General features: G+C 52.7%; 20 protein-coding genes. 5 read left to right on the top strand and 15 right to left on the bottom strand.

Going from position 1 to position 23,105, the window contains the following annotated elements:
- Positions 1 to 359 precede the first annotated feature (359 nt).
- On the top strand, positions 360 to 686 hold the full coding sequence (locus tag PsAD46_RS03045; RefSeq protein ID WP_063294233.1) for a hypothetical protein: 327 nt from the start codon (positions 360 to 362) through the stop codon (positions 684 to 686).
- A gap of 437 nt (positions 687 to 1,123) precedes the next feature.
- On the opposite strand, the gene PsAD46_RS03035 is transcribed toward PsAD46_RS03045, so the two are convergent.
- From PsAD46_RS03035 to PsAD46_RS02990, 10 genes are all read right to left on the bottom strand, one after another.
- Positions 1,124 to 1,858 (bottom strand): nucleotidyltransferase family protein, encoded by a 735-nt coding sequence (locus PsAD46_RS03035; RefSeq protein WP_057463236.1) that lies wholly within the window; start codon positions 1,856 to 1,858, stop codon positions 1,124 to 1,126.
- Between the two features lie 31 nt (positions 1,859 to 1,889).
- Positions 1,890 to 3,401, bottom strand: a complete 1,512-nt coding sequence (gene tsaE / locus PsAD46_RS03030) for a tRNA (adenosine(37)-N6)-threonylcarbamoyltransferase complex ATPase subunit type 1 TsaE (protein WP_057462954.1) — start codon at positions 3,399 to 3,401, stop codon at positions 1,890 to 1,892.
- 250 nt (positions 3,402 to 3,651) lie between these two features.
- A complete protein-coding gene (locus tag PsAD46_RS03025) occupies positions 3,652 to 6,168 on the bottom strand; it encodes a PAS domain-containing sensor histidine kinase (protein WP_208981636.1) in 2,517 nt (838 codons plus the stop codon).
- A 317-nt stretch (positions 6,169 to 6,485) separates the two neighbouring features.
- Complete coding sequence (ahcY, locus tag PsAD46_RS03020; protein ID WP_057463237.1) at positions 6,486 to 7,886, bottom strand: adenosylhomocysteinase; 1,401 nt, start codon at positions 7,884 to 7,886, stop codon at positions 6,486 to 6,488.
- 176 nt (positions 7,887 to 8,062) lie between these two features.
- Positions 8,063 to 8,515 (bottom strand): NUDIX domain-containing protein, encoded by a 453-nt coding sequence (locus PsAD46_RS03015; RefSeq protein ID WP_063306101.1) that lies wholly within the window; start codon positions 8,513 to 8,515, stop codon positions 8,063 to 8,065.
- A 25-nt stretch (positions 8,516 to 8,540) separates the two neighbouring features.
- Positions 8,541 to 8,825, bottom strand: coding sequence for an HPr family phosphocarrier protein (locus tag PsAD46_RS03010; RefSeq protein WP_057462957.1), 285 nt, complete (start codon positions 8,823 to 8,825; stop codon positions 8,541 to 8,543).
- 6 nt (positions 8,826 to 8,831) lie between these two features.
- Positions 8,832 to 9,236: a PTS sugar transporter subunit IIA gene (locus PsAD46_RS03005; RefSeq protein ID WP_057462958.1), complete on the bottom strand. Its 405-nt coding sequence runs from the start codon at positions 9,234 to 9,236 to the stop codon at positions 8,832 to 8,834.
- Positions 9,237 to 9,344: 108 nt separating this feature from the next.
- Entirely contained in the window at positions 9,345 to 9,839 is a 495-nt protein-coding gene (locus PsAD46_RS03000; protein WP_063306100.1) for an HPr kinase/phosphatase C-terminal domain-containing protein, read from the bottom strand.
- Positions 9,836 to 11,665 carry a sensor histidine kinase gene (locus PsAD46_RS02995; protein ID WP_057462960.1) on the bottom strand — a complete coding sequence of 610 codons (1,830 nt, stop codon included), beginning with the start codon at positions 11,663 to 11,665 and terminating at the stop codon, positions 9,836 to 9,838. The genes PsAD46_RS03000 and PsAD46_RS02995 overlap by 4 nt, the downstream gene beginning before the upstream one ends.
- Positions 11,666 to 11,743: 78 nt before the next feature.
- A complete protein-coding gene (locus PsAD46_RS02990) occupies positions 11,744 to 12,442 on the bottom strand; it encodes a response regulator transcription factor (protein WP_063286425.1) in 699 nt (232 codons plus the stop codon).
- A gap of 424 nt (positions 12,443 to 12,866) precedes the next feature.
- On the opposite strand from PsAD46_RS02990, the gene PsAD46_RS02985 reads away from it, so the two are divergent.
- The 4 genes from PsAD46_RS02985 (at position 12,867) to PsAD46_RS02970 (ending at position 17,963) form a co-directional block, all read left to right on the top strand.
- Positions 12,867 to 14,477 (top strand): phosphoenolpyruvate carboxykinase, encoded by a 1,611-nt coding sequence (locus PsAD46_RS02985; protein WP_063286424.1) that lies wholly within the window; start codon positions 12,867 to 12,869, stop codon positions 14,475 to 14,477.
- Positions 14,478 to 14,676: 199 nt separating this feature from the next.
- Entirely contained in the window at positions 14,677 to 15,735 is a 1,059-nt protein-coding gene (locus PsAD46_RS02980) for an XdhC family protein (protein WP_063306099.1), read from the top strand.
- 1 nt (position 15,736) lies between these two features.
- Positions 15,737 to 17,365 carry a molybdopterin-binding/glycosyltransferase family 2 protein gene (locus PsAD46_RS02975; RefSeq protein ID WP_063306098.1) on the top strand — a complete coding sequence of 543 codons (1,629 nt, stop codon included), beginning with the start codon at positions 15,737 to 15,739 and terminating at the stop codon, positions 17,363 to 17,365.
- A 382-nt stretch (positions 17,366 to 17,747) separates the two neighbouring features.
- A complete protein-coding gene (locus PsAD46_RS02970; protein WP_057462964.1) occupies positions 17,748 to 17,963 on the top strand; it encodes a hypothetical protein in 216 nt (71 codons plus the stop codon).
- Between the two features lie 133 nt (positions 17,964 to 18,096).
- Here the strand turns inward: PsAD46_RS02970 and PsAD46_RS02965 are convergent, their stop codons facing one another.
- The 5 genes from PsAD46_RS02965 to PsAD46_RS02945 all read right to left on the bottom strand — a co-directional run bounded on the left by PsAD46_RS02965 (position 18,097) and on the right by PsAD46_RS02945 (position 23,044).
- Complete coding sequence (locus tag PsAD46_RS02965; protein WP_057462965.1) at positions 18,097 to 18,504, bottom strand: F0F1 ATP synthase subunit epsilon; 408 nt, start codon at positions 18,502 to 18,504, stop codon at positions 18,097 to 18,099.
- Positions 18,505 to 18,583: 79 nt separating this feature from the next.
- The gene (atpD, locus tag PsAD46_RS02960; protein ID WP_057462966.1) at positions 18,584 to 20,008 is read right to left on the bottom strand and encodes a F0F1 ATP synthase subunit beta; all 1,425 of its coding nucleotides are present in this window, start codon (positions 20,006 to 20,008) and stop codon (positions 18,584 to 18,586) included.
- Positions 20,009 to 20,033: 25 nt separating this feature from the next.
- Positions 20,034 to 20,921 carry a F0F1 ATP synthase subunit gamma gene (locus PsAD46_RS02955; RefSeq protein ID WP_057462967.1) on the bottom strand — a complete coding sequence of 296 codons (888 nt, stop codon included), beginning with the start codon at positions 20,919 to 20,921 and terminating at the stop codon, positions 20,034 to 20,036.
- Between the two features lie 33 nt (positions 20,922 to 20,954).
- A complete protein-coding gene (gene atpA, locus PsAD46_RS02950) occupies positions 20,955 to 22,484 on the bottom strand; it encodes a F0F1 ATP synthase subunit alpha (RefSeq protein WP_063294239.1) in 1,530 nt (509 codons plus the stop codon).
- Complete coding sequence (locus tag PsAD46_RS02945; RefSeq protein ID WP_082596855.1) at positions 22,484 to 23,044, bottom strand: F0F1 ATP synthase subunit delta; 561 nt, start codon at positions 23,042 to 23,044, stop codon at positions 22,484 to 22,486. Before PsAD46_RS02945 ends, atpA begins: the two co-directional genes overlap by 1 nt.
- Positions 23,045 to 23,105 lie beyond the last annotated feature (61 nt).

Below are 23,105 nucleotides of genomic sequence, written 5' to 3'. Positions count from 1 at the left end.
GTGCGAGATGACGAGGGAGAAGCTGGTTGGTGTCCAGCGTATCCCTGCGGCAACAGTTCTTTTGCTTTTGCAACTTTTCGTTGACAGGTGGGCGGTTCCATTCCACATTCATATGTGAGGCTTCGAAACCTCTTTCCACGCGGTACCCGCTCCCGTAACTAGCGGATTTTTTGTGCCTTTTTTCCAAAGGCGCAAACCCTTTGCTATGAGCGGGAGGGCGGTGAATACAATACTTCCTTCGGGAGGGAATAAACTCGCCTGCCGTGGTCAGGTTTCGAACCTCCCGCTCGCCAGCGGGCCGTCGAAAGCTCGTTTATCGTGCGGTTCATTCAACAGCCAACCACGTGAGGGCTTTGATTATGGACGACACTGCATGCGCCTGTGGCGCCACAAATACTCTTCAGAATGAAATTGACGACGTGAACTTTGCTGTTTCTGATCTTCAGAACCTAGCTTATATGCAGCATCTGGTGCTGAGCGAGCGGATGAAGAACAGCAGTGAACGTGACGTTCTCTTCACTTTGCACCATGCATTATCTGACCGCCTAGAGGCACTGAATAAGACCTGCGGAATTTTGACTGATGCGTTGTCTGGCACGTCCTTCCCTAAAGGATTTTCCGGTCACGCGACACGCAGCGTCGCCTCTCCAACATTGGTCAATTCTAAAACTGTGTCTCTTGATTAGATCACTGTGAACGGCACTCCAAGGGCTGGCCTCGACCACCCTTGCGCAGCCCTTCATGAGTGTCCTGCTGGTCTGCGGCCGGGCGAAGTGTGCCCGCAGGCCAGCATCTTCGTGTGTGTTTTTTGATGCGTTGATGGGGATTGGATTTAGGGCATGTTCTTTGTGGGATGTGCTCTGTTAATCCGCAAACTCAAGGGGTTATGGGTCCCTGATCAAGTCAGGGATGACGTCATAGAGGGTGCATTTTCTGAATGGAAATCACTCAGTCCCACGATTTATCCTCTGCCGTCATGCCGGACGAGCGGAGCGGTGATCCGGTATCCAGAGCCCAGGTGTTTGTGGAAGTTTCCCAAATACATTGAGTATTGGCGCATCAGCTATGGGGGAGGTTGGCTGAGGTGGCCCGCACAATTTGGCGGGCCTGTCCTGTTTTTAAATTAGTTTGCGCTGTTGGCGATGGCGCGCTCGGCGTCATCGAGGCCTTGGGGCGTTCCAACGTGCAGCCAAAGGCCATCGCCTTCGACACCGAAGAGGCGGCCATTTTCAATTGCTTTGTCGAACAGCAGATTGAGGGAGAATGGGCCTTCCGGCGTATCCTTGAACAGCCGTGGATGGATCATCGCGGTACCGGAATAGATGAAAGGTGCCACAGAACGCTCATCGCGGCGTTCCAGCTTGCCTTCATCGTCCATCAGGAAGTCGCCTTTGCCGTCATAACCAACCGCATTGACGGCTGGTGCGAGCAGCATCAGCATATCCATCTGATGGTCATCCCAGGTTTCTACGAGGAGATCCAGGTTCGGCTTTACCCCTTCCAGCCAGAAGCTGTCGGAGTTTTTCAGGATGAACGGATCGGTGCCCAGAATTGGCAGGGCTTTTTTAATGCCGCCACCGGTATCCAAAAGCTCTTCGCGTTCATCTGAGATCTTGACATCCAAGCCTTCAAACCTGCGAGCATGGGCCTCTACAAGGTCTGCAAGGTAATGCACGTTGACAACGCAGGTTTCGAGGCCAGCATCCTTCAAACGTGATGCTGCGCGCGCGAACATCGACTTACCGTCCACCTCGATGAGAGGTTTTGGGGTTGTCGCCGTCAGGGGCCGCATACGTTTACCCAGCCCTGCGGACAAAACCATTGCCGATTTGGGGTGGAAGGAAATTTCTTTAGGCATCTCGTTGTCTCTGTCGTTTTGTTCTCTTGTTTCAGTCGCCACTTTGGCTCGTCTCATTTGACGAGAGTATGACAGTGAACATGGGTTTGAGTTTTACTTCCCCTAATTGTGCAAAGCACTGCCGCACATAATTGCGGATGCGAGGAAGCATCTCCATGTATTTAGGTTTTCCGAGCTGCTTATCAAGACGTACAAACGCGCCAAGGATTTTGGCATTGCGCTGCAACGCCAACACAGCAACAGCATTCCGAAACGCCATTTCATCAAAAATGGGTTTATGTTTTCTTGCCAAGTCGCAATATCTCTGCAGCAAATGCTCCTGCAGGTCGGCTGGCATGTCCACGCGTGCATCGTACACGAGCGAGGCAACATCATAGGCCGCGGGGCCCATCATTGCATCTTGGTAGTCAATAAGACCCAGCTTATTGAGGCCTGATGCTTCTGGCAACCACATGATATTCGGGCTGTGGTAATCCCGTAAAAGCAGTGTTGGTTCACTCTGGAGGACTGGCTCCAGCAGCTCTCGCCACGCTTCAACGTAGTCGCGGCCTTGCTGTTCAGTCGCAGGCTCTCCACTGGCGTAAGGCAGATACCATTGGAGGTAGAGGTCAGCTTCCGTAATCAGCACTTCGAAATCACAGGGTTTCAGCTGATGGGGTTTACCATCCGCCTGCAGCTCTGTTTGCCAGTCGCAGCTGTGGAGCCGGGCGATGTCATCAATGGCCAGCTCGTAGCGCTCTTTGACCGCCTCACCGTTTTCGGTGATGATCTGGTCGCCGAAATCCTCCAGCAGCGCCAATCCGTTTTCCGGGTCGGCGGCCAGTCGTTTTGGTACGCGGAACCCATGATCCGCCAAGGCGTTGCCGACGGCGAAGAAGGCAGTGACGTCCTTGGCGCGATGTACGGTTTCGCCGTAGGTTTTGCCAGTGGGCAGACGCGGCTCTGGCCCAGTTGGCGGACTATCCATAAAGACGACTGTCTCACCGTTTTTGTGAAGTCGAAAATAGGTCCGCATGGAGGCATCGCCCTGCACATGCTCGCGCTCTGCATCAATCCAGCCGGATTTTTGCAGCAGAGCGCGGCGGGCAGCGAGGCGGTCAAGGCGGTTCTGCCAGCTTTTGCAGTTGGCTGTGAGGGTGATCTCGCGAGTGTCTGGCTCGGTGCCTTCTGTCAGCTTCAAGTCCAGCGCTTCTGGCCAGTAGGAGGGATCTCCCATCTCTGGCCATTCAATCAGCGCGACGCCGGTTTCCAGATATTCGTCGAGCCCGAGCTCTTCCAACTCCTCCGGCTCTTCAATGCGATAGAGGTCGAGATGGGCGACAGACATTCTCGGCAGGTCGTAGGTTTGAACGAGTGTGAAGGTGGGGCTTGGGACTTCCAGATGAGGGTCAGCTGCCAGATGCCGCAGCAGTGCTCTGCTCAAAGTGGATTTGCCCGTGCCCAGATCTCCGGAAAGAGCAAGTACGTCTCCCTCTTTCAGCAGCTCAGCCAAATCCGCAGCAAAGAGCTCTGTTGCTCTCTGATTGTCGAGAAGTACCTTCATACAATTCGCCTCAAGAGCAGCTGCACATAATCGCGCTCACGCAGAATGCTCTAATCTATACTTTCCAAGCGTCCCCTTAAAGAAAGACTGAACTTACTTACCAAGGATACGTACCAATCTATTAGAGCAGGTCGCGTTCATTTGCAGACACACGACGCGCTCGGAATTCCTCAAGAGTAAGCACTTGCCAAAACCAGCAAGGGAACTCAAGCCCCAGAGGCATTTATCTGACCGAAAACTGAAGGATGAGTTATTCCGCCGCTTCCAGCGAATGGACATGCGGCTCAAGCGGGAAGGTGCAATCCACTGTGGTGCCCTGCCCTTCGGCGGAGGAAATATCGACTTTACCGCCGTGGAGCTCGACAAAGCTTTTCACGATCGACAGGCCAAGGCCAACGCCCTGACGATTTCCACCTGCACCGCGGCCTACAAAGCGCGAGAAGACCTGATCCAGCATCTCCTGAGGGATGCCTGCACCATGATCCTTGATGCGGAAGCGGATTTCGTTTTCCTCTCGCTGGCAGCTGATGTCTACCAAGCCGCCTTTGTTGGAGTAGCTGATTGCGTTGGAGAGCAGGTTGAAGAGAACCTGACGCAATCGACGCTCATCTGCTTTGAGATGGCCAATACCCTCAGGCATGTGGGTGCGGAGCGTGATGTTGGATTCGACCAGACGATCTTTCAGGCCTTCGACAGCTTCAGATACCGTCTGCGCAACATCGACCTCGGAGATTTCGAGTTCCATGATGCCAGCATCAACGGTTGCCAGATCAAGGATGTCGTTGATGATGTGCAGCAGAGCAGACGAGGATGACAGGATGTAGTCGGTGTATTCTTCCTGCTTCGGAGACAGATCGCCGAACTTGGCATCACCCAACAACTGAGCGAAGCCGATGATGGTGGTCAGCGGAGATCGCAGCTCGTAAGACACGTGTTGAATAAAGGCGTTCTTGAGCTGGTCGGCTTCCTGAAGCGCATCATTGGTGGCGTGGAGGGCACGTTCCACGTTGACCGTATCAGTGACGTTCACGAAGGTGAGTAGCGTTCCACCATCTGGCAGCGGTACGGTGACGTAGTCGATAACAGACCCGTCGATCCGCTCCATGCGACCAGAAACGCTGGTGCGGTTGTCGGACAGGCCTGTTACGCCACGGGCGAGCTCTTGCCAACGATCGGACTCACCCATCAGCTCCTTGCAGGTGTCCAGCAGGTCATTGACATGCGGATCTGCTTCGAGGAACTCCTGAGACAGGCCCCAGACCTCGGCAAAGGCCGGGTTAGACAGGCGCATGCGTCCGTTGGAGCCGAACACGGCGACAGCTTCTGTCAGGTGGTCGAGCGTTTCTCGCTGTACCCGGGTGAGTGCGTTGAAGCGGCTTTCCAGATCCAACTGCTCGGTCACGTTCTCATAGAAGTACGTCACACCACCTTGCGGATGCGGGCTGGCGATCACGCGGAGGGTCCGTCCATCTGGCAAATGCCACCAATACGCCTGTGCATCCAAGGCGTGGTAGCATTCCAGATGCTTGTTTCTCCAACCACGATAGTCAGCCTGCTCTGGCAGTTTACGAGCTGCGCGCAGGGCGTCGAGCAGCTCGCCTTCTTCCGGCTTGGTCTCCAGGAAGCTCTGATCGATATCCCATAGGGAGCGATAGGCTGCATTGTAGAACTGGAGACGATGATCAGCGCCAAACACGGCCACAGGTGTTTGAAGCTGATCGAGCGTGCGCGTATGGGACTCTAGTGTGCGGCGAAGCTGCCCCTGTACACGTTCAAGCTCGGAAATGTCCTGAGCAAGACCGGCATTGCCATGCTCAGAATTCACGTCAGTCAACTCAAAGACGCGCCGTTCACCCGCTGCCACAACTGGCATTGGCGAATGATAGACACCGTCAGTCTGGCGCATCATGTTGAGTTTGTTGCGGCCTTTAGCTTCCAGAAGCTCGATCTGTTCATCAACCACAGTGCGGGTGCTTTCGGCCTCGACAGCATCCACATAAGCTGAGTTGACCCAGACGAGCTGGCCATGGTTGTCGCGCTGCCATGCAGGCCCCGGCAGTGCATCCAACAGGCTATGAAGCGAGGAGATCTGCTCGCGCAGTTCTTTGTTTTGCTCAGCAAGGCGGGCGCTGAGCTGACGGTCTCCGGTCAAATCACGCAGGCGCAGGACTGCCAATCCACCTGCTGTATGGCCGGATGCTTCCAGATAGACCCCGTCGGTGGTCGTTAAGGTTAACCGGAAGACTTCACCATGGCCGCGCAAATGCTCCAAGAAAGCGCGCAGGGCCTCGGCGGATTTGACGTCCAACCATGTCTCAAACTCGACGAGCTGCGAAAGGCCGCCTGCAAGTTCAAGGTTTTCAGGTAGATGCCCGGCAACACCGGGATGTTTGGCCTCACCATCCCAGACTAAAAGGAGACTGTCTTCTGTTTCCAGCAAGCTTTCAAGGCGGTCAATGCGCGCCATCGCATCGGCTCGGTCCTGACGCAATTGCAGGATGGACAAAGAGTCATTCCTGCGGATGCGGACAAGCACAACGGAGGCTGCGACTGCGTACAAGGCGATGCCGGCCGTTGCCGCGACCCAGACAACCTTGAAGGCGTCAACAGAACTACCTGAAAGAGCTGGCAGAATATCCATAGCCTGAGAGAAACCAGCAGCACCCAGGAGAGCAAACACAGCAACGCCCATCAGGTTCAGAACGAGTCTAAACCTTCTACGCCACAGCACGTTAACACGCGCGTGTTTATGCCAGGATGCTGGCATGTTGTGCCCCTTTCTTCGCCGCCTCAGATTCGCATCACACGCCGCATTGGTGTCACGAATCGCGAATAAGTCGCTCAACTGCCTAACTTAACGACTGATTCGACAATCAACATAACCTGATTGATTTTTGGGAAGAAGAGGATCTTTACAAAAAGTAAACAAATTCTGTGGGCGAAATAATCATCCACTACAATCTGTAGTAAGCCCAACAAGCGCACCCCCAATATATTGAAAGTGCGCTTATTGGGCCTAGTAGAATTCATGGAGCTGTTAACGCTAAGTCCCTTAGCGTTAACAGCAATTGCGATGGACGCTTATCAGTACTTGTAGTGCTCTGCCTTGAACGGACCGGATTTGTCGAGACCAAGGTAGTTGGCCTGATCGTCAGTCAGTTCAGACAGGGTTGCACCAAGCTTCTTAAGATGCAGGCGCGCAACCTTCTCATCCAGATGCTTTGGCAGCACGTAGACTTCGTTTTTGTAGTCGTCGCCTTTGGTGTGCAGCTCCATCTGCGCCAGAACCTGATTGGTGAAGCTGGCGGACATCACAAAGGATGGATGACCTGTCGCATTGCCAAGGTTAACCAGACGGCCTTCGGAGAGAAGGATCAGACGCTTGCCATCTGGATACTCGATCAGGTCGACCTGTGGCTTCACATTGCGCCATTTGTAGTTACGCAGTGCAGCAACCTGAATCTCGTTATCGAAGTGACCGATGTTACAGACGATCGCCATGTCTTTCATGTCGCGCATGTGGTCAGCTGTGATGACATCTTTGTTGCCGGTGGTGGTGACGAAGATATCGCCTTCACCGATGGCCTGCTCCATCGTCTTCACTTCGTAGCCGTCCATAGCAGCCTGGAGCGCACAGATCGGATCGATCTCAGTCACGATCACACGGGCACCAGCGCCTTCCAGAGACTGCGCAGAGCCTTTGCCAACGTCGCCGTAACCAGCAACAACAGCCACCTTGCCAGCCATCATTACGTCGGTACCACGGCGGATACCGTCTACAAGAGACTCACGGCAGCCATAGCGGTTGTCGAACTTGGACTTGGTCACAGAGTCGTTCACGTTGATTGCAGGGAATGGCAGGTCGCCCTTTCTCTGCATTTCATAAAGGCGCATAACACCCGTGGTTGTCTCTTCGGAGACGCCCTGGATATTGCCCTTAACTTTGGAGTAGAAGCCCGGGTCTTTTTCGAGGCGACGCTTGATCGCTGCGAAGAGAGCGGTTTCTTCTTCATTAGACGGGTTGTCGAGGACGGATGGGTCTTTCTCTGCTTTTGCGCCGAGAAGAATCATCAGAGTTGCGTCGCCGCCATCATCCAGAATGAGGTTTGCGGTTTGGCCGTCGCCCCAATCGAAGATTTTGTCCGCATATGTCCAGTATTCATCAAGGGTTTCGCCTTTTTCAGCGAACACCGGAATACCAGCTGCCGCGATTGCAGCCGCAGCCTGATCTTGCGTGGAGAAGATGTTACAAGATGCCCAGCGAACTTCTGCGCCCAACTCAATGAGGGTCTCAATCAGAACCGCTGTCTGGATGGTCATGTGCAGGGAACCAGCGATGCGTGCGCCTTTGAGAGGCTTGCTTGCACCATATTCCTCACGACAAGCCATCAGGCCTGGCATTTCGGTTTCGGCAATTTCAATTTCAGTACGACCCCACTCTGCAAGTGAGATGTCTTTGACGTAGTAATCGTTAGACGCAGTCATTAAATCTTCCTGAAAGCCCGGGCCCATAGTCCCCTCCCGCGTGATTGATGAGTGCTCGCAAAATGAGCGCCCACTGCATGCTGTTATACATCACAGAGAAGTCAGAAAGCAATAAAGATATAAAGGTTTCTTTATATCATCTTAAAATGCAACTAAATGCAGGCGTGCAGAATGCTTTATGTGCGTCTGGGTAGATAAGGCTCTAGAATTTCTAGGATATTATCAGGGAAGACTGTCAAAGATGTTGTCTCGAGTTCTTTCCGCGTCCACCAGCGATGCTCTCTCATTACCTGAGTTTCTATCTCTGTGTGGTTGGAATAGTCGATATTCGAGTCGGAAACGGTGACAAAGAAAAAATGCTCTTCGGCATCTACCATCTCACCGGATAGTGTCTGAAAAACCGCTCTTCCAACATGGATCACCTCACCGACAGGTTCGGTGATTCCGGTTTCTTCCAGAAGTTCGCGGCGGGCGGCATCTTCAAAACTCTCACCCGGCTCAATACCACCGCCAACGGTGGCCCAATAGTCCTGGCCTTTGAGAGGGCCTTTATCGAACTTGAAATTGAAGAGGAGAATTCGGTCTTGAGGATCAACCACCAACAAACGTGAAGCTGGGCGCTTTTTCATGCGATCCTCTAGATGCTTGACTTATTTAGTCTCTTTCACCGAAACCATCTTCCACCAGATGCGCAATCGCGGAGATGGCTTCTTCTTTCTGATTGCCGGTTACGACAACGTGGATCGAGCAGCCTGTGCTGGCTGCAAGCATCATCAGTCCCATGATGGAGGTTCCACCAACAGTTTGGCCGTCTTTGGAAACTTTTACATGGGCATCAAAAGTCTCAACCAGCTTGACCAGCTTAGCTGAGGCGCGCGCGTGCAAACCACGGGTGTTCACGATGGTCAGATCGCGAGCTAACACTGTGCATTCATCCATATTTTCTTAGCCTTGCCCGGACAGGACCTGCGAAGCTACGGAGATATACTTCTGTCCTGCACTGCGGGCTTCTTCTACCGCTTCGGCGAGCGATTTTTCATTTCGAACGCTTGCCAGTTTTATGAGCATCGGCAGGTTTACACCAGCTACGACCTCAACGCTACCACCATCCATCACAGAAATAGCGAGATTAGAAGGCGTACCGCCAAACATGTCGGTAAGAAGGACAACGCCAGAGCCGTCGTTGACAGCTTCAACGGAACGCAGGATGTCCTGACGACGTTGTTCCATATCGTCATCTGGGCCGATGCTAATGGTTGCTACCCGGTCCTGTGGACCTACAACATGCTCAAGAGCCGATTTGAACTCTTCTGCCAACCGACCATGGGTGACAAGAACTAGACCAATCATATATTTCCCGCGAACTAACAGAGTGTCTACTCTTAGGTTATTCCAATCCTACTTTGTTGAAGGACACGCTGCAGTGCAAGAAAAATCAGCATGCTCATACACAGAGGGCTAATAGTTGTGCACTGGATTAGTAAAAATAAGTGCATTCGCGAGCCGAAGAGCGGCTAAATGATCTTCTTTAGGTACTTGTTGTCGAATTAATTTGACTGAGCAAAGTTCACAGGTCTGCGCCTGCTCCTCCGGCAATCTATCGATTTCCTCTCGGGCTTTCAGATCCAGAACCATATGGATTACTGCAGCATCGAGGTAAGGAACATCGACAACGCCATAGCCTCGCAGCTCGGCCTTTCCCTTAATTGGATTTGGGCAAGACCCTATTAAGCGACTATTTTTCTCAGCAATGTAGACACGATCATCAGCAACGAGGGCTGCAAAACTGCCTTTAAGATGCGCGCGCTGTATCAATTCCAGCGCCAGCGCTGATTTGCCGGTTCCAGAGGGACCGCGGATCAGAATGCCTTTCGTGCCAACCACCAGACAGGTCGCGTGTATCGCCTGACCTTCTGCTGCCTGTACACTTTGCTTCTGATCCAGTGTCGTCATGAGGTTGTTTTGGCCCTCAGTTTGATCACGAACCGGGCACCAAGCACTTTCGGCTCTTGCCCCTCTTCCTCAGAGGTTCGGTTCATGACCGAGATTTCACCCCGGTGTGCTTCGATAATCTGGCGGCAGATCGAGAGACCCAAGCCGGAGTTGTTTCCGAAGCCCTCATATTCCGGTCTATCCGTATAGAAGCGCTCAAAGACGCGTTCGCGGAGTTCTTCTTTGATACCAGGACCAGAATCTTCGACCCAGATGATAATCTGGTTGCTCTTGCGCTTGGCCGTAACTGTAACAGGAGTTCCTTCTGGTGCAAATGAGCGCGCATTGTCGATCAGGTTATTGATGACCTGACCGAGACGCTGGTCATTGCCGTGCATCTGGAAATTCTTGTCAGTCTTGGATGGCTCAAACTTCAAATCGACATGGGCGATATCATCACAAGCGCGTTCATTGGCAATGGATACGACAGCCTGCAACAGCGTTGCCATATCAACATCGTGAGATTCTGCACGAGACATTTCCGCATCAATCCGCGATGCTTCAGAGATGTCCGTGATCAGACGATCAAGACGTTTTACATCATGCTGGATGACTTCAAGCAGGCGTTCGCGTGATCGCTCGTTCTTCGCCAAAGGCAGTGTTTCAACGGCACTTCGAAGGGATGTCAGCGGGTTTTTCAGCTCATGTGCCACATCTGCGGCAAAGCTCTCAATCGCATCCATACGGCCATACAGAGCCTTGGTCATATTCCTCAGCGCACGCGCCAGATGACCAATCTCATCGTAACGATCTTCAAACTCAGGGATTTCTTCTCGGGTGTTGATCGCAGACTGCACTTTTTGCGCAGCTTCTGACAAACGGCGGACTGGCCCTGCGATGGTGCCGGCTAACAGCACGGAAAGGATCATCACCACAACAGCAGCAACGAGGAAGATCTTTAGGATCGCATTGCGCTCTGCGGCGACGATATCATCAATGTCTCCGCCTTGTGTCGACAGGAGCAGTGAACCTAGAACACCGCGGAAACGTTGAATTGGCACGGCAACGGCGACAACCATTTCGCCTTTTGCGCCAACACGTACAACGGATGCAGGGGAACCAGCCAGAGCGGCCTCGACCTCAGGGTACTCGCGTCCTTCCGTCCGTCCTACTTCTTTATATGGCGGGTACTCGCCACGACGGATCCAGAGTTTCAGCTCCTCCCACATCTTCTGGAAGAAGGGATCCTTGCTTTCGTCCGGTGGTGGCAGGTCGAAGCGGAAGATCTGGTTTTGGGCATGGAGCTGGCGTGAATCCAGCATCAACATGCCTTCTGGGTCGTAGATTCGGGCCCGTGTTTTGGTGGGCGATATCAGTCGCCGGAGTATAGGTCCGACAATCTCAGGGTTGATCGGGAAGTCCAGACTTCCCAGCGTTGAGCGAGCACTGGTGGATTCTCCAGCTTCCAGACGCAGCAGCATCTCCGGATCAACCATAAGAGAATCGCCATCGCTTGTGGTGGACGCCGCGATGGCACCTGCAATGATCTCGCCCTGAACCAGCAGTGACTGAACGCGTGCATCGATCAGACCGGCCTGAAACTGGTTCAAGTACAGAATGGAGATCACCATCGCCAGAAGACCGACGAGGTTGAGCACCAGAATGCGGCGGGTCAAAGAAGAAAAGGCATAGATACCGGCGAGCGAGATCCAGCGCGTAAAGACGCGTTGGCGTACTTGCCTGCGTCCCAGCCAACGGAACGCACCTGTATGTTGCGGGTCAAGAGTATCAGAAGCGTCGTCTGCTTCGATGTCTTCCCGCTTTTGCTCTTCTTTATTTTCCGACATTCGCTCTTATCGAATTCTCAGGAACGTGTGTTCTCAGGTTTTCCAACCTTCAGACAGCCCTGTACGAGCTGCTTAAGACTAGTTCTCGCGGAAGCGATAACCTACACCGTAGAGTGTTTCGATCATATCAAAGTCATCATCAACCACTTTGAACTTCTTGCGAAGGCGCTTGATATGGCTATCGATGGTGCGATCGTCAACATAGACCTGATCATCGTAGGCAGCATCCATGAGCGCATTACGGCTTTTCACAACGCCTGGACGCTGAGCGAGAGCAAAGAGAATTAGAAATTCTGTCACTGTCAGCGTGACCGGCTTTGCAAGCCATGTGCAGGTATGGCGCTCTTTGTCCATGACAAGGTTGCCACGTTCCAGCAACTTGGAAGTCTCAGTCGCAGCACTTGCAGGATCTCGCGGTGCAGCACGACGCAGAACAGCCTTCACACGCTCAACCAACAGACGCTGGGAGAATGGCTTGCGGATAAAGTCGTCAGCGCCCATTTTGAGGCCAAACAACTCATCAATCTCATCGTCTTTGGACGTAAGGAAGATCACAGGCAGGTCGGACATCTGGCGGAAACGGCGCAGCAGCTCCATTCCATCCATACGCGGCATCTTGATATCAAAGATAGCAAGGTCCGGCGGGTCGGCCTGAAGCCCTTCCAGTGCGACTGTTCCGTCTGTATAGGTCTGGACCCGATATCCTTCGGCCTCCAAAGCTATTGAGACGGATGTCAAAATGTTACGGTCGTCATCGACCAGAGCAATCGTTGGCATATCAGAGACCTTATTCCTCTCTTGCACGTTTCGCTACTTAGTTGGGATTTGAGATTAACTTGCGCGATCCCTAACCTCGAAATAAGGCAAAACCCTGTTTTAGCAAGATACTCGGAAAAATTCCTTATTTAGCGCTACTTTTGACAAGGTTTCGCCTGCCAAGTGCCACGTGTTCTTCATGAAGTGTATCGTTAAACGCTTAAAAGTGAAAACCAAGTTTGTGTAGAGTTTATTTTTATAAGCAAAATAAATCTATGCCAGCAAAAGGTCGTATTTCAATCGGTTTAATAGAAAAACGCAGGATTTCTGGTCTTGCTTTTGTAAGCATGACTGCCCCATCCAAGGGGCGTTATCGCTAAATTCACTGGCACAGTGCCATTGAATGACGCAAGCTAAATAGTGAGCCGATTAAGGACTACTGAACATGAACGAGTTCGGACTACGGAATTCCGCGTTTGGGTGTGACACCTTCGGACTGAAGGGCCTCAACAGTGTGTACTGGAACCTGACCGAAGCTGAACTTTATGAGCATGCTATCAGGAACGGTGAAGCACAGATCGCCGCTGGCGGTGCTCTTTGTGCCGAAACAGGCGCTCACACAGGACGCTCTCCAAAAGACAAGTTTGTTGTTCGTGATACCAAGACCGAGGATACGATCTGGTGGGACAACAGTGGCGCGATGAGCCCGGAGAACTTCAATGTTCTTTTGCAAGACATGCTGGCCCACGCTGAAGGCATGGACCTGTATGTACAGGACCTTTATGGAGGCGCTGACCCTGCGCATCAGCTGAACGTTCGCGTTTATAACGAGCTGGCATGGCATAACCACTTTATTCGCAACATGCTTCTTCGCCCGTCCCGCGAAGACCTGAAAAGCTTTGAATCAGAGATGACCATCATCGATCTGCCAAGCTTCAAGGCTGACCCAGAGCGTCATGGTTGCCGGAGCGAGACGGTTATTGCTTGTGATCTGACCAACAAGATCGTTCTGATCGCCGGTACTGCCTACGCCGGTGAAATGAAGAAGTCCGTCTTCTCCATGCTGAACTACATGTTGCCAGAAGACGGTGTGATGCCAATGCATTGCTCCGCGAACGTTGGCGATAACGACGATGCTGCTGTTTTCTTCGGCCTGTCCGGCACCGGCAAGACCACGCTTTCCGCTGATCCAGCTCGTACGCTGATCGGTGACGATGAGCACGGTTGGGGGCCAGAGGGCATCTTCAACTTTGAAGGTGGCTGCTACGCGAAAACCATTCGTCTTTCAGCAGAAGCCGAGCCAGAGATTTTTGCGACCACTCAGCGCTTCGGCACCATTCTTGAGAATGTTGTGCTGGATGAGGCTCGTGTTCCAGACTTTGACGATGGTTCCAAAACGGAAAACACGCGTTGCTCCTACCCTATTCACTTTATTCCGAATGCAAGTGAAAGTGGCCGCGCGCCGAACCCTAAGAACATCATCATGCTGACGGCTGATGCGTTTGGTGTTTTGCCTCCAATCGCAAAGCTCAGTGATGCTCAGGCGATGTACCACTTCCTTTCTGGTTACACCGCGAAGGTTGCTGGCACAGAGCGTGGGGTCACTGAACCGCAGGCGACATTCTCCACCTGCTTTGGTGCGCCGTTCATGCCGCGTCATCCATCAGAATATGGTGCGTTGCTGAAAGATCTGATCCGCGAGCACAGCGTGGATTGCTGGCTGGTGAATACCGGTTGGACCGGTGGTGCGTATGGTGTTGGTCACCGTATGCCAATCAAAGAAACCCGTGCCCTGCTTCGCGCTGCATTAGACGGTTCTTTGAACACCGCTGAATTCCGCAAGGATGAGAACTTCGGCTTTATGGTTCCCGTTGCGGTGCCAGGTGTTGATACCAGTATCCTTGATCCACGGAGCACCTGGAGCAATCCGGCTGAGTATGACGTGCAGGCGAGCAAGCTTGTCGACATGTTCGCTGCGAACTTCCAGATCTTCCAGGATCACGTTGATGATCTGGTCCTTCATGCAGGCCCGATCACCAAAATTGCTGCTGAATAGTAATCATCAGTCCCCCGAAGAGAGCGCTGGAGCGAAAGCCCCGGCGCTTTTTTGTTTTACTGAACACTGTTCTGTTGTTGCATCCCCTTGAACAAGCAGGCTAGGCTCCTCATTCTATTAGGGCATCGTCCTACGCGAGATCTCTCAGGTTTTTCGCATAGGAGGACGCTTAGGGACCCTGTTTATTTGCGAGCCTGTCATGTCTGTTTCCACTTTGCCTCAAGAGCTTTCCAAAAACCTCGACGTCCTTGGTGTTGCTGAGCGCTGGCAATCAGAAGGGCGTAGACTGGTGCTGGCAACGGTGATTGAGACGTGGGGTTCAGCGCCACGCCCTGTTGGCAGCCATCTCATTATTGACGAGAGTGGAGAGTTCGAGGGATCAGTGTCCGGCGGCTGTGTGGAAGGCGCTGTGGTTGCTGAAGCCATGGATGTGCTGGAAGATGGCAAAGCGCGGAAGATTGAGTTTGGTGTCGCCGATGAAACTGCGTGGCGTGTTGGCCTTTCCTGTGGCGGCAAGATTGGTGTGTATCTGGAGCCTCTGACATCAGAGGCGGATCACGGGCATGTTCGCTTGCTGAACACGTCCAGAGCTGCACGCCAACCTGCAGCGCTACTAACCAACCTGGCAACCGGCCTGTCCTCTGTGATGCTTTATGCCGACGATGCAGAAGATAGTGCTATTGCCGTTGCTTTTGAAAACGGTGTTCGCAGTGGCAAATCTGGGCGGGTGCAGGCGAAGGATGGTGAAGAGTATTTCCTGAGCATGCAGGTTCCGGCCACGCGTATTGTGGTGGTGGGAGCTGTACACATCACGCAGGCACTGGTTCCTATTGCTCAGACAGCAGGGTTTGACATTACAATTGTCGATCCACGCACTGCGTTTGCCTCCGAAGAACGGTTTCCTGAGGTCCCGTTGCTTGCTGAATGGCCCCAGGATGTGCTGGCGCAGTTGAAGTTTGATCCTTTCACCGCTGTTGCTGCTGTGACCCACGACCCGAAAATTGATGATGTGCCACTGATGGAAGCGCTGAAAGCAGGCTGCTTTTATGTTGGCGCGTTAGGAAGCCGAAAGACCCATGCAAAGCGCTGTGAGCGCTTTCTCGCGGCTGGCATGAGCGAAGAGGACCTTGCCCGCATCAAAGCGCCAATCGGTCTTGATATTGGCGCTGCTAACCCAGCCGAGATTGCGGTGGCGGTGCTTGCCGAGATCATTGTGACTTTGCGTGGGACCAAGGCAGACCAGAAGAAGGTGGGCTGACGTGAAATTTGGAAGCAGATCAGCCGCAGAGAGTGCAGGATGTTACCTTGCCCACTCCATCAAACATAATGGCCTCTCCCTCTCCAAAGGACATCAACTCAGTGATGCGGATGTGAGCCAGTTGATTGCAGCAGGGTTTGCGGAGGTTATTGTTGCACAAGTTGAGGCAACTGATCTGCACGAAGATGACGCCGCTGCTTTGTTGGCCAACCGTGCTTGCGGCGCAGCTGTTTCTGCTTCTACGCCCTTTACAGGACGGTCCAACCTTTATGCCTCGCAAAGCGGGATTTTGCAGGTAGATGCTAAGAAAGTGACAGAAGCTAATCTGATTGATCCGGCCATCACGTTTGCCTGCTTGCCTCCGTTCACAGAAGTTCGTGAAGGGCGCATGCTGGCAACTGCGAAGATTATTCCGTTGGCTGTTGATCAGAAGCTGGCACAGAGCGCTGCGGACAAGATTTCCGAGGCTATCTCCGTGGCTGCTTATGCGCCGAAATTGGTTGCAGTCATTTCCACGACGCTTCCGCATCTGAAAGAGACAGTCATTGCGAAGAGCCTTCGTGTTTTGCAGGAGCGGTTGGACATTGCAGCAAGTACAATTGCTGCAGATGTGCGTGTGCCCCATGAAGAAGAGGCTCTCACGAATGCGCTTGGCACAGAGCAAGTGCAGGACGCTGATCTGATTGTTGTGTTTGGCGCTTCAGCCGTGGTGGATCAAGGGGATGTTATTCCTGCTGCCCTTCAAGCTGCTGGTGGGGAGCTCATCCATTTTGGGATGCCCGTTGATCCGGGCAACCTGCTCGTACTTGGGGAGCTGAATGGCATCCCAGTTATTGGTGCGCCAGGATGTGCGCGGAGTCCGCAAGAGAACGGGTTTGACTGGATCCTGCAGCGCTTGCTGGCCAATATCCGCGTTACCAGCAGAGACATCATGTCGATGGGGGTTGGCGGGCTTTTGAAAGAAATCCATAGTCGTCCTCAGCCCCGAGACCATCCTCTCTCTGAGGAGGCTGACAAAGCCACCTGCAGCGGTATTCTACTTGCCGCAGGTAACTCCTCTCGCATGGGGGATCACAACAAACTGCTGGCGCTTATTGATGGGAAGCCTGTCGTCCGGCTTGTTGCCGAGCATGCGCTTGCGAGTGAGTTGAATGAGCTGATTGTCGTCACAGGTGCGATGGCCTCTAAGGTGGAAGAGGCGCTTTCCGGGTTGCCGATCCGGTTCAGACATAATGCTGAGTACGATGAAGGTATTTCATCCTCCGTCAAAAAAGGAATCGAGAGCGTCAACGACCAATCACAGGCTGCACTCATTCTGCTCGGTGATATGCCTTTCGTATCCACGGATGACATCAACAAACTTTTGGAGAATCACGATTCCAAGCAGGATCAGCTGATCGGTGTCTCTACAACGCATGGCAAACGAGGCAATCCAGTGCTTTGGGATCGTGCGTTTTTTGATGATCTCCTCAGTCTGCGAGGTGATATTGGCGGCAAACCAATCATTCAGCAGAATCCTTCGGTGGTTTACACCGTGGAGCTTGGAGAAGCGGCGCGACGTGATTTGGATGATCCCGAAGCACTTCACAATGCCGGTGGTGTGCTGGGAAGACACTCTGAAAAACCATAATTCGCCACAATTGATGAATCAATTTGGTGCAGTAACCACAACAATTCAGTAGAATTCACGTGGTGGTTAATATTGGTGCATACACATCCACTCTGTTATCTATTTGTTTTACTTGCACAATTGAAAATCAGAAAAATATTTTATCCAGATTTTCTTGTGTAAGCATTTTTACACAGCTAAAAATATCTGGCATTTTGGAAAGGGGAGAGATAATCTTTTTCCCGTCCGGTAAATTTGTTTGCTTTTAATGTAGCAAAAGAAAATTCCGGTGATCCCATAATCAAAAATGGTTCCAACGATCCAACGGCGAGCATGGTATTCACGCTCCTCCCGCGTGCATGCAAGTGTTGATCGACTGGCTCCAAAGAACAAGGGTAGGTAAATGAAAGCACCAGTTATGCCTAAGGCGGGCCAGTGTAAGTGGACTGAAGGTGACAGCGGGAGCTATACATTCCCTTGCAAGAACCGCGCTGAAAATGGCTCTTATTGCGACCACCATCGCACGATTGTTTACGAGACACCTGAGCAGCGCAAAGCGCGTGCTGAGGAAATGCGCGCTGCAAACGCAGCAGCAAATAAAAAGAGACTTGCAGCCTAAGCGACTGGGCTGCTCGTTCATCCTGCGCTCTTTCCTCCCGCTAGCGGTTTAAAGAGCCTGCTTTCTGCATAGGCAGATACAAAAAAGCCTCGGCACTGCCGAGGCTTTTGTTTTTCTTGGCATCGAAGTGCAATCAGGAAGCTTTGATAGCTGCCTGTAGCTCTTGCAGCTGGGAAAGTACCAGCCGTGCAGCCTGACGTGCATCTTCGTCCTTAGCATCAGCTACATCTTCACTCGCATCTTGAATCTGCTGTGCGATGTAACCTGCATCAAGATCGGCCATCGGGATCGCCTGTTCCGCCAGAACAGTCATGCCAGACGCGGAAACGTCAGCAAAACCACCCCGCACGAAGTATTCGTGCTTGGAACCATCTTCGCTGAGCGCTTTAACAACACCCGGACGCATGGTTGACAAGAACGGCGAGTGACCAGCGCCAACACCAAATTCACCTTCAGTGCCTGGCACGATTACGTCAGTAACCTTTGCCGAGAGCAGAAGGCGCTCTGGTGAAACCAGCTCAAACTGAAATGCTTCAGCCATTTAGCTCATCCTCTATCCGTTTCTAAGAGTGACGCCAAAAGCGTCACCCAAAGAAGTCACCGGTTCAAAAGAACCGAGATTAAGCAGCGTCCTCAGCCAGCTTAGCCGCTTTCTCGATTGCCTCTTCCATAGAGCCAACCATGTAGAATGCAGCTTCTGGCAGGTGGTCGTATTCACCAGCAACAAGGCCTTTAAAGCCTTTGATGGTGTCTTCGAGCGCAACCAGCTTACCTGGGGAACCAGTGAAGACCTCAGCAACAAAGAACGGCTGGGACATGAAGCGCTCGATCTTACGTGCGCGAGCAACAACCAGCTTATCTTCTTCAGAAAGTTCATCCATGCCAAGGATGGCGATGATGTCCTGAAGTGCTTTGTAGCGCTGAAGTGTTTCCTGGACCTGGGTCGCAACTTCGTAGTGCTCGTCACCGATGATGCGCGGGTCAAGCATACGAGAGGAGGAATCCAGTGGATCCACTGCAGGATAGATGCCTTTTTCAGCGATCGCACGGTTAAGAACCGTAGTCGCGTCCAAGTGAGCAAATGTGGAAGCAGGTGCAGGGTCAGTCAAGTCATCCGCAGGAACGTAAACGGCCTGAACGGAAGTGATAGAACCTTTAGATGTGGTCGTAATACGCTCCTGCATGCCGCCCATATCGGTAGCAAGTGTAGGCTGGTAGCCCACAGCAGAAGGAATACGGCCGAGAAGTGCGGACACCTCAGCACCAGCCTGCGTAAAGCGGAAGATGTTGTCCACGAAGAACAGAACGTCCTGGCCTTTATCACGGAAGTCTTCCGCGATGGTCAGACCTGTCAGAGCAACACGTGCACGTGCTCCTGGAGGTTCGTTCATCTGACCGTAAACAAGAGCAGCTTTAGAACCTTCGCCGCCTTTTTCCTTGTTCACGCCGGATTCGATCATTTCCCAGTAAAGGTCGTTACCTTCACGAGTACGCTCACCAACACCAGCGAATACGGAGTAACCGCCGTGTGCTTTAGCAACGTTGTTGATCAATTCCATGATGAGAACGGTTTTACCAACGCCCGCACCACCGAACAGGCCGATCTTACCACCCTTTGCGTAAGGAGCGATAAGGTCAACAACCTTAATGCCGGTTGGAAGGATCTCAGCTTCTGTAGACTGTTCTACAAATGCCGGAGCTTCCTGGTGGATACCGCGTTTAGCATCATGTTCAATTGGACCAGCTTCATCAACAGGCTCACCAATCACGTTCATGATGCGGCCCAGAGTGCCGTCACCAACAGGAACTGCGATAGGTTCGCCAGTGTCGCGTACTTCCTGACCACGAACGAGACCTTCGGACGCGTCCATGCAGATTGTACGTACTGTATTTTCGCCCAGATGCTGAGCAACTTCGAGAACCAGACGGTTACCGCCGTTGTCAGTTTCCAGAGCGTTCAGAATTGCAGGGAGTTCACCTGGAAAGTGAACGTCGACAACAGCGCCGATTACCTGCGTGATCTGTCCGACTTTCGTGTCAGCCATCACTTAAATCCTCGTCTCAACTCGGTCAGAGCGCTTCCGCGCCCGCAATAATTTCAATCAGTTCCGTCGTGATCTGTGCCTGACGCTGACGGTTGTACGTCGTTGTCAGTTTGTCGATCATCTCGCCGGCATTACGCGTTGCACTGTCCATAGCGGCCATGCGCGCGCCCTGCTCGGAGGCTCCGTTTTCAAGGATTGCGCTGTAAATCTGAATAGCGACGTTACGTGGCAGAAGAGTCTCAAGGATCTCCTGTTCACCTGGTTCGTATTCATAAAGCGCGTCCTCAGAGGAACCGTCCTGAGCTTCATCTTTCGCTTCAAACTGAGCTGGGATGAGCTGCTTGGCGGTCGGAACCTGACTGATTACCGATTGGAACTGCGCGTAAAACAGTGTGCAAACATCGTATTTCTCATCCTGGAACATTTCCATGACGAGATCGCCGATGTGCTTTGTGTCGCTGAATTCAACAGATTTCAGGCCGCGTAGTTCGATATTCTCTACAATGTACTGACCGTAGCCACGCTTCAGGGCGTCATGCCCCTTCTTACCAACGGTGACGATCTTGACCGTCTTACCTTCGGAAAGAAGTTTGTCTGCGTGCTCACGTGCCAGACGTGCTATCGACGAGTTGAAACCACCACAGAGACCACGCTCTGCTGTGCAGACGAGGAGCAGATGTGTCTGATCCCGTCCTGTACCCGTCATCAGCTTCGGCGCATCATCCCGACCTTCGAACCCAGCTGCAAGATTGCCAAGTACTGTCCCCATGCGTTCAGCATAGGGACGACCTGCTTCTGCAGCATCCTGGGCACGACGCAGTTTCGCCGCGGCCACCATTTTCATGGCCTTGGTGATTTTCTGCGTCGCTTTGACCGAAGCGATGCGGTTTTTTAGGTCCTTGAGGCTCGCCATGGGCGCTCTCGTTCCTTATCCCGTTGCTTCGAATTAACCGAGGGTCTTGACGTAAGCTTCCACTGCAGCTTTCAGCTTGTCAGTCAAATCGGCGTCGAGTGCCTTCTTCTCCCAGATAGCGGAGAGAAGGTCTGCATGTTCTGCACGCAGGAAGCGCAGCAGGCCAGCTTCAAAGTCGCGAACTTCGCCAACCGGACGATCGTCCAGGTAGCCGTTCACACCAGCGAAGATCACTGCAACCTGTTCTTCCGTTTTAAGCGGAGAGAACTGCGGCTGTTTCAGCAATTCGGTCAGGCGTGCACCACGGTTCAGAAGCTTCTGAGTGGTTGCATCCAGATCAGAACCAAACTGCGCGAACGCAGCCATTTCACGGTACTGAGCCAGCTCACCCTTAACCGGGCCAGCAACCTGCTTCATCGCTTTAATCTGAGCGGAAGAGCCCACACGAGAAACTGACAGACCAACGTTAACCGCTGGACGAATGCCCTGGAAGAACAGATCGGTTTCAAGGAAGATCTGACCGTCGGTGATGGAGATCACGTTGGTCGGAATAAACGCAGAAACGTCACCACCCTGAGTTTCGATCACTGGCAGCGCGGTCAGAGAACCGAGGCCGTGATCTTCGTTCAGCTTCGCAGAACGCTCGAGCAGACGGGAGTGCAGGTAGAACACGTCACCTGGGTACGCTTCACGTCCTGGTGGACGACGGAGCAACAGGGACATCTGGCGATACGCAACAGCCTGCTTGGAAAGGTCATCATAACCGATCACAGCGTGCATGGAGTTGTCGCGGAAGTACTCACCCATTGTGGTGCCTGCGAACGGTGCCAGATACTGCAATGGAGCAGGATCAGACGCTGTTGCAGCAACAACGATGGAGTATTCCAGAGCACCAGCGTCTTCCAGAGCTTTCACGAACTGAGCAACAGTTGAACGCTTCTGGCCAACCGCAACATAGATGCAGTACAGCTTTTCGTGTTCGTCGTCAGATGCGTGCAAAGGCTTCTGGTTGAGGAAGGTGTCGAGGATGATAGCGGTTTTACCGGTCTGACGGTCACCAATCACCAACTCGCGCTGACCACGTCCGATTGGAATCAAAGCATCAATCGCTTTAAGACCTGTAGACATTGGCTCGTGAACGGACTTACGAGGCAGAATGCCTGGTGCCTTCACGTCAACGCGACGACGTTCAGTAGATTCGATCGGACCTTTGCCGTCGATTGGGTTACCGAGTGGATCGACAACGCGACCCAACAGACCCTTACCTACTGGAACTTCCACAATAGCGCCGGTACGTTTTACCGTGTCGCCTTCTTTAATGTCACGGTCGCTACCGAAGATAACAACACCGACATTGTCAGTTTCAAGGTTCAATGCCATTCCCCGGATACCACCTGGGAATTCAACCATTTCACCCGCCTGGACGTTGTCCAGGCCGTAAACGCGGGCAATGCCGTCGCCTACGGAAAGTACTTGACCAACTTCAGTCACTTCAGCTTCTTGGCCGAAGTTCTTGATCTGGTCCTTGAGGATAGCGGAAATTTCCGCAGCCCGAATATCCATCAACCGACCTCTTTCATCGCGAACTTAAGAGAGTTGAGCTTGGTTCGCAGTGACGTATCAATCATCCGGCTGCCGATCTTCACGATCAGACCACCAAGAATGGATGAGTCCACCTTCACTACAATCTTCACATTCTTGCCCGTAGAAGCGTTGAGTGCTTCTTTAAGAGCTGCGACATGCTCAGCGTTTAATTCCGTTGCAGAGGTTACTAGAGCAGTAACTTCTCCACGCTTTGCAGCAAGCTGCTCACGGAAACCCTGAATCATGCCTGGAATGGCAAAGAGGCGCCTGTTTTGGGCAACCAACTTCACAAAATTTGCGGTCAGACCGGAAATTCCGGCCTTTTCCAAAATAGCAGAGATCGCCTTTAATTGAGCGTCTGCACTAAAAACGGGGCTCTTGATAAGACGATCAAGATCAGCACTCTCGTTCAAGAGTGCCTCAAACTGGTCGAGACCCTTCTCCACCTCTGCCGTCGCACCCTGCTCCTCAGCAAGGTCCAACAGCGCAGAAGCATAACGCAAGGCCACGCCCGAAATGAGAGATACGTTGTCAGTCACTGGATCCGTGCTCTCCCGCGCATACAAGATTCTGGCGGCTGGCTCGCCGGAAATCCAAATC

The organism is Pseudovibrio sp. Ad46, from assembly GCF_001623065.1.
Taxonomy (GTDB): domain Bacteria; phylum Pseudomonadota; class Alphaproteobacteria; order Rhizobiales; family Stappiaceae; genus Pseudovibrio.
The sequence above is the reverse complement of the archived record's forward strand: the minus strand, read 5'-3'. Positions and strand labels throughout refer to the sequence as shown.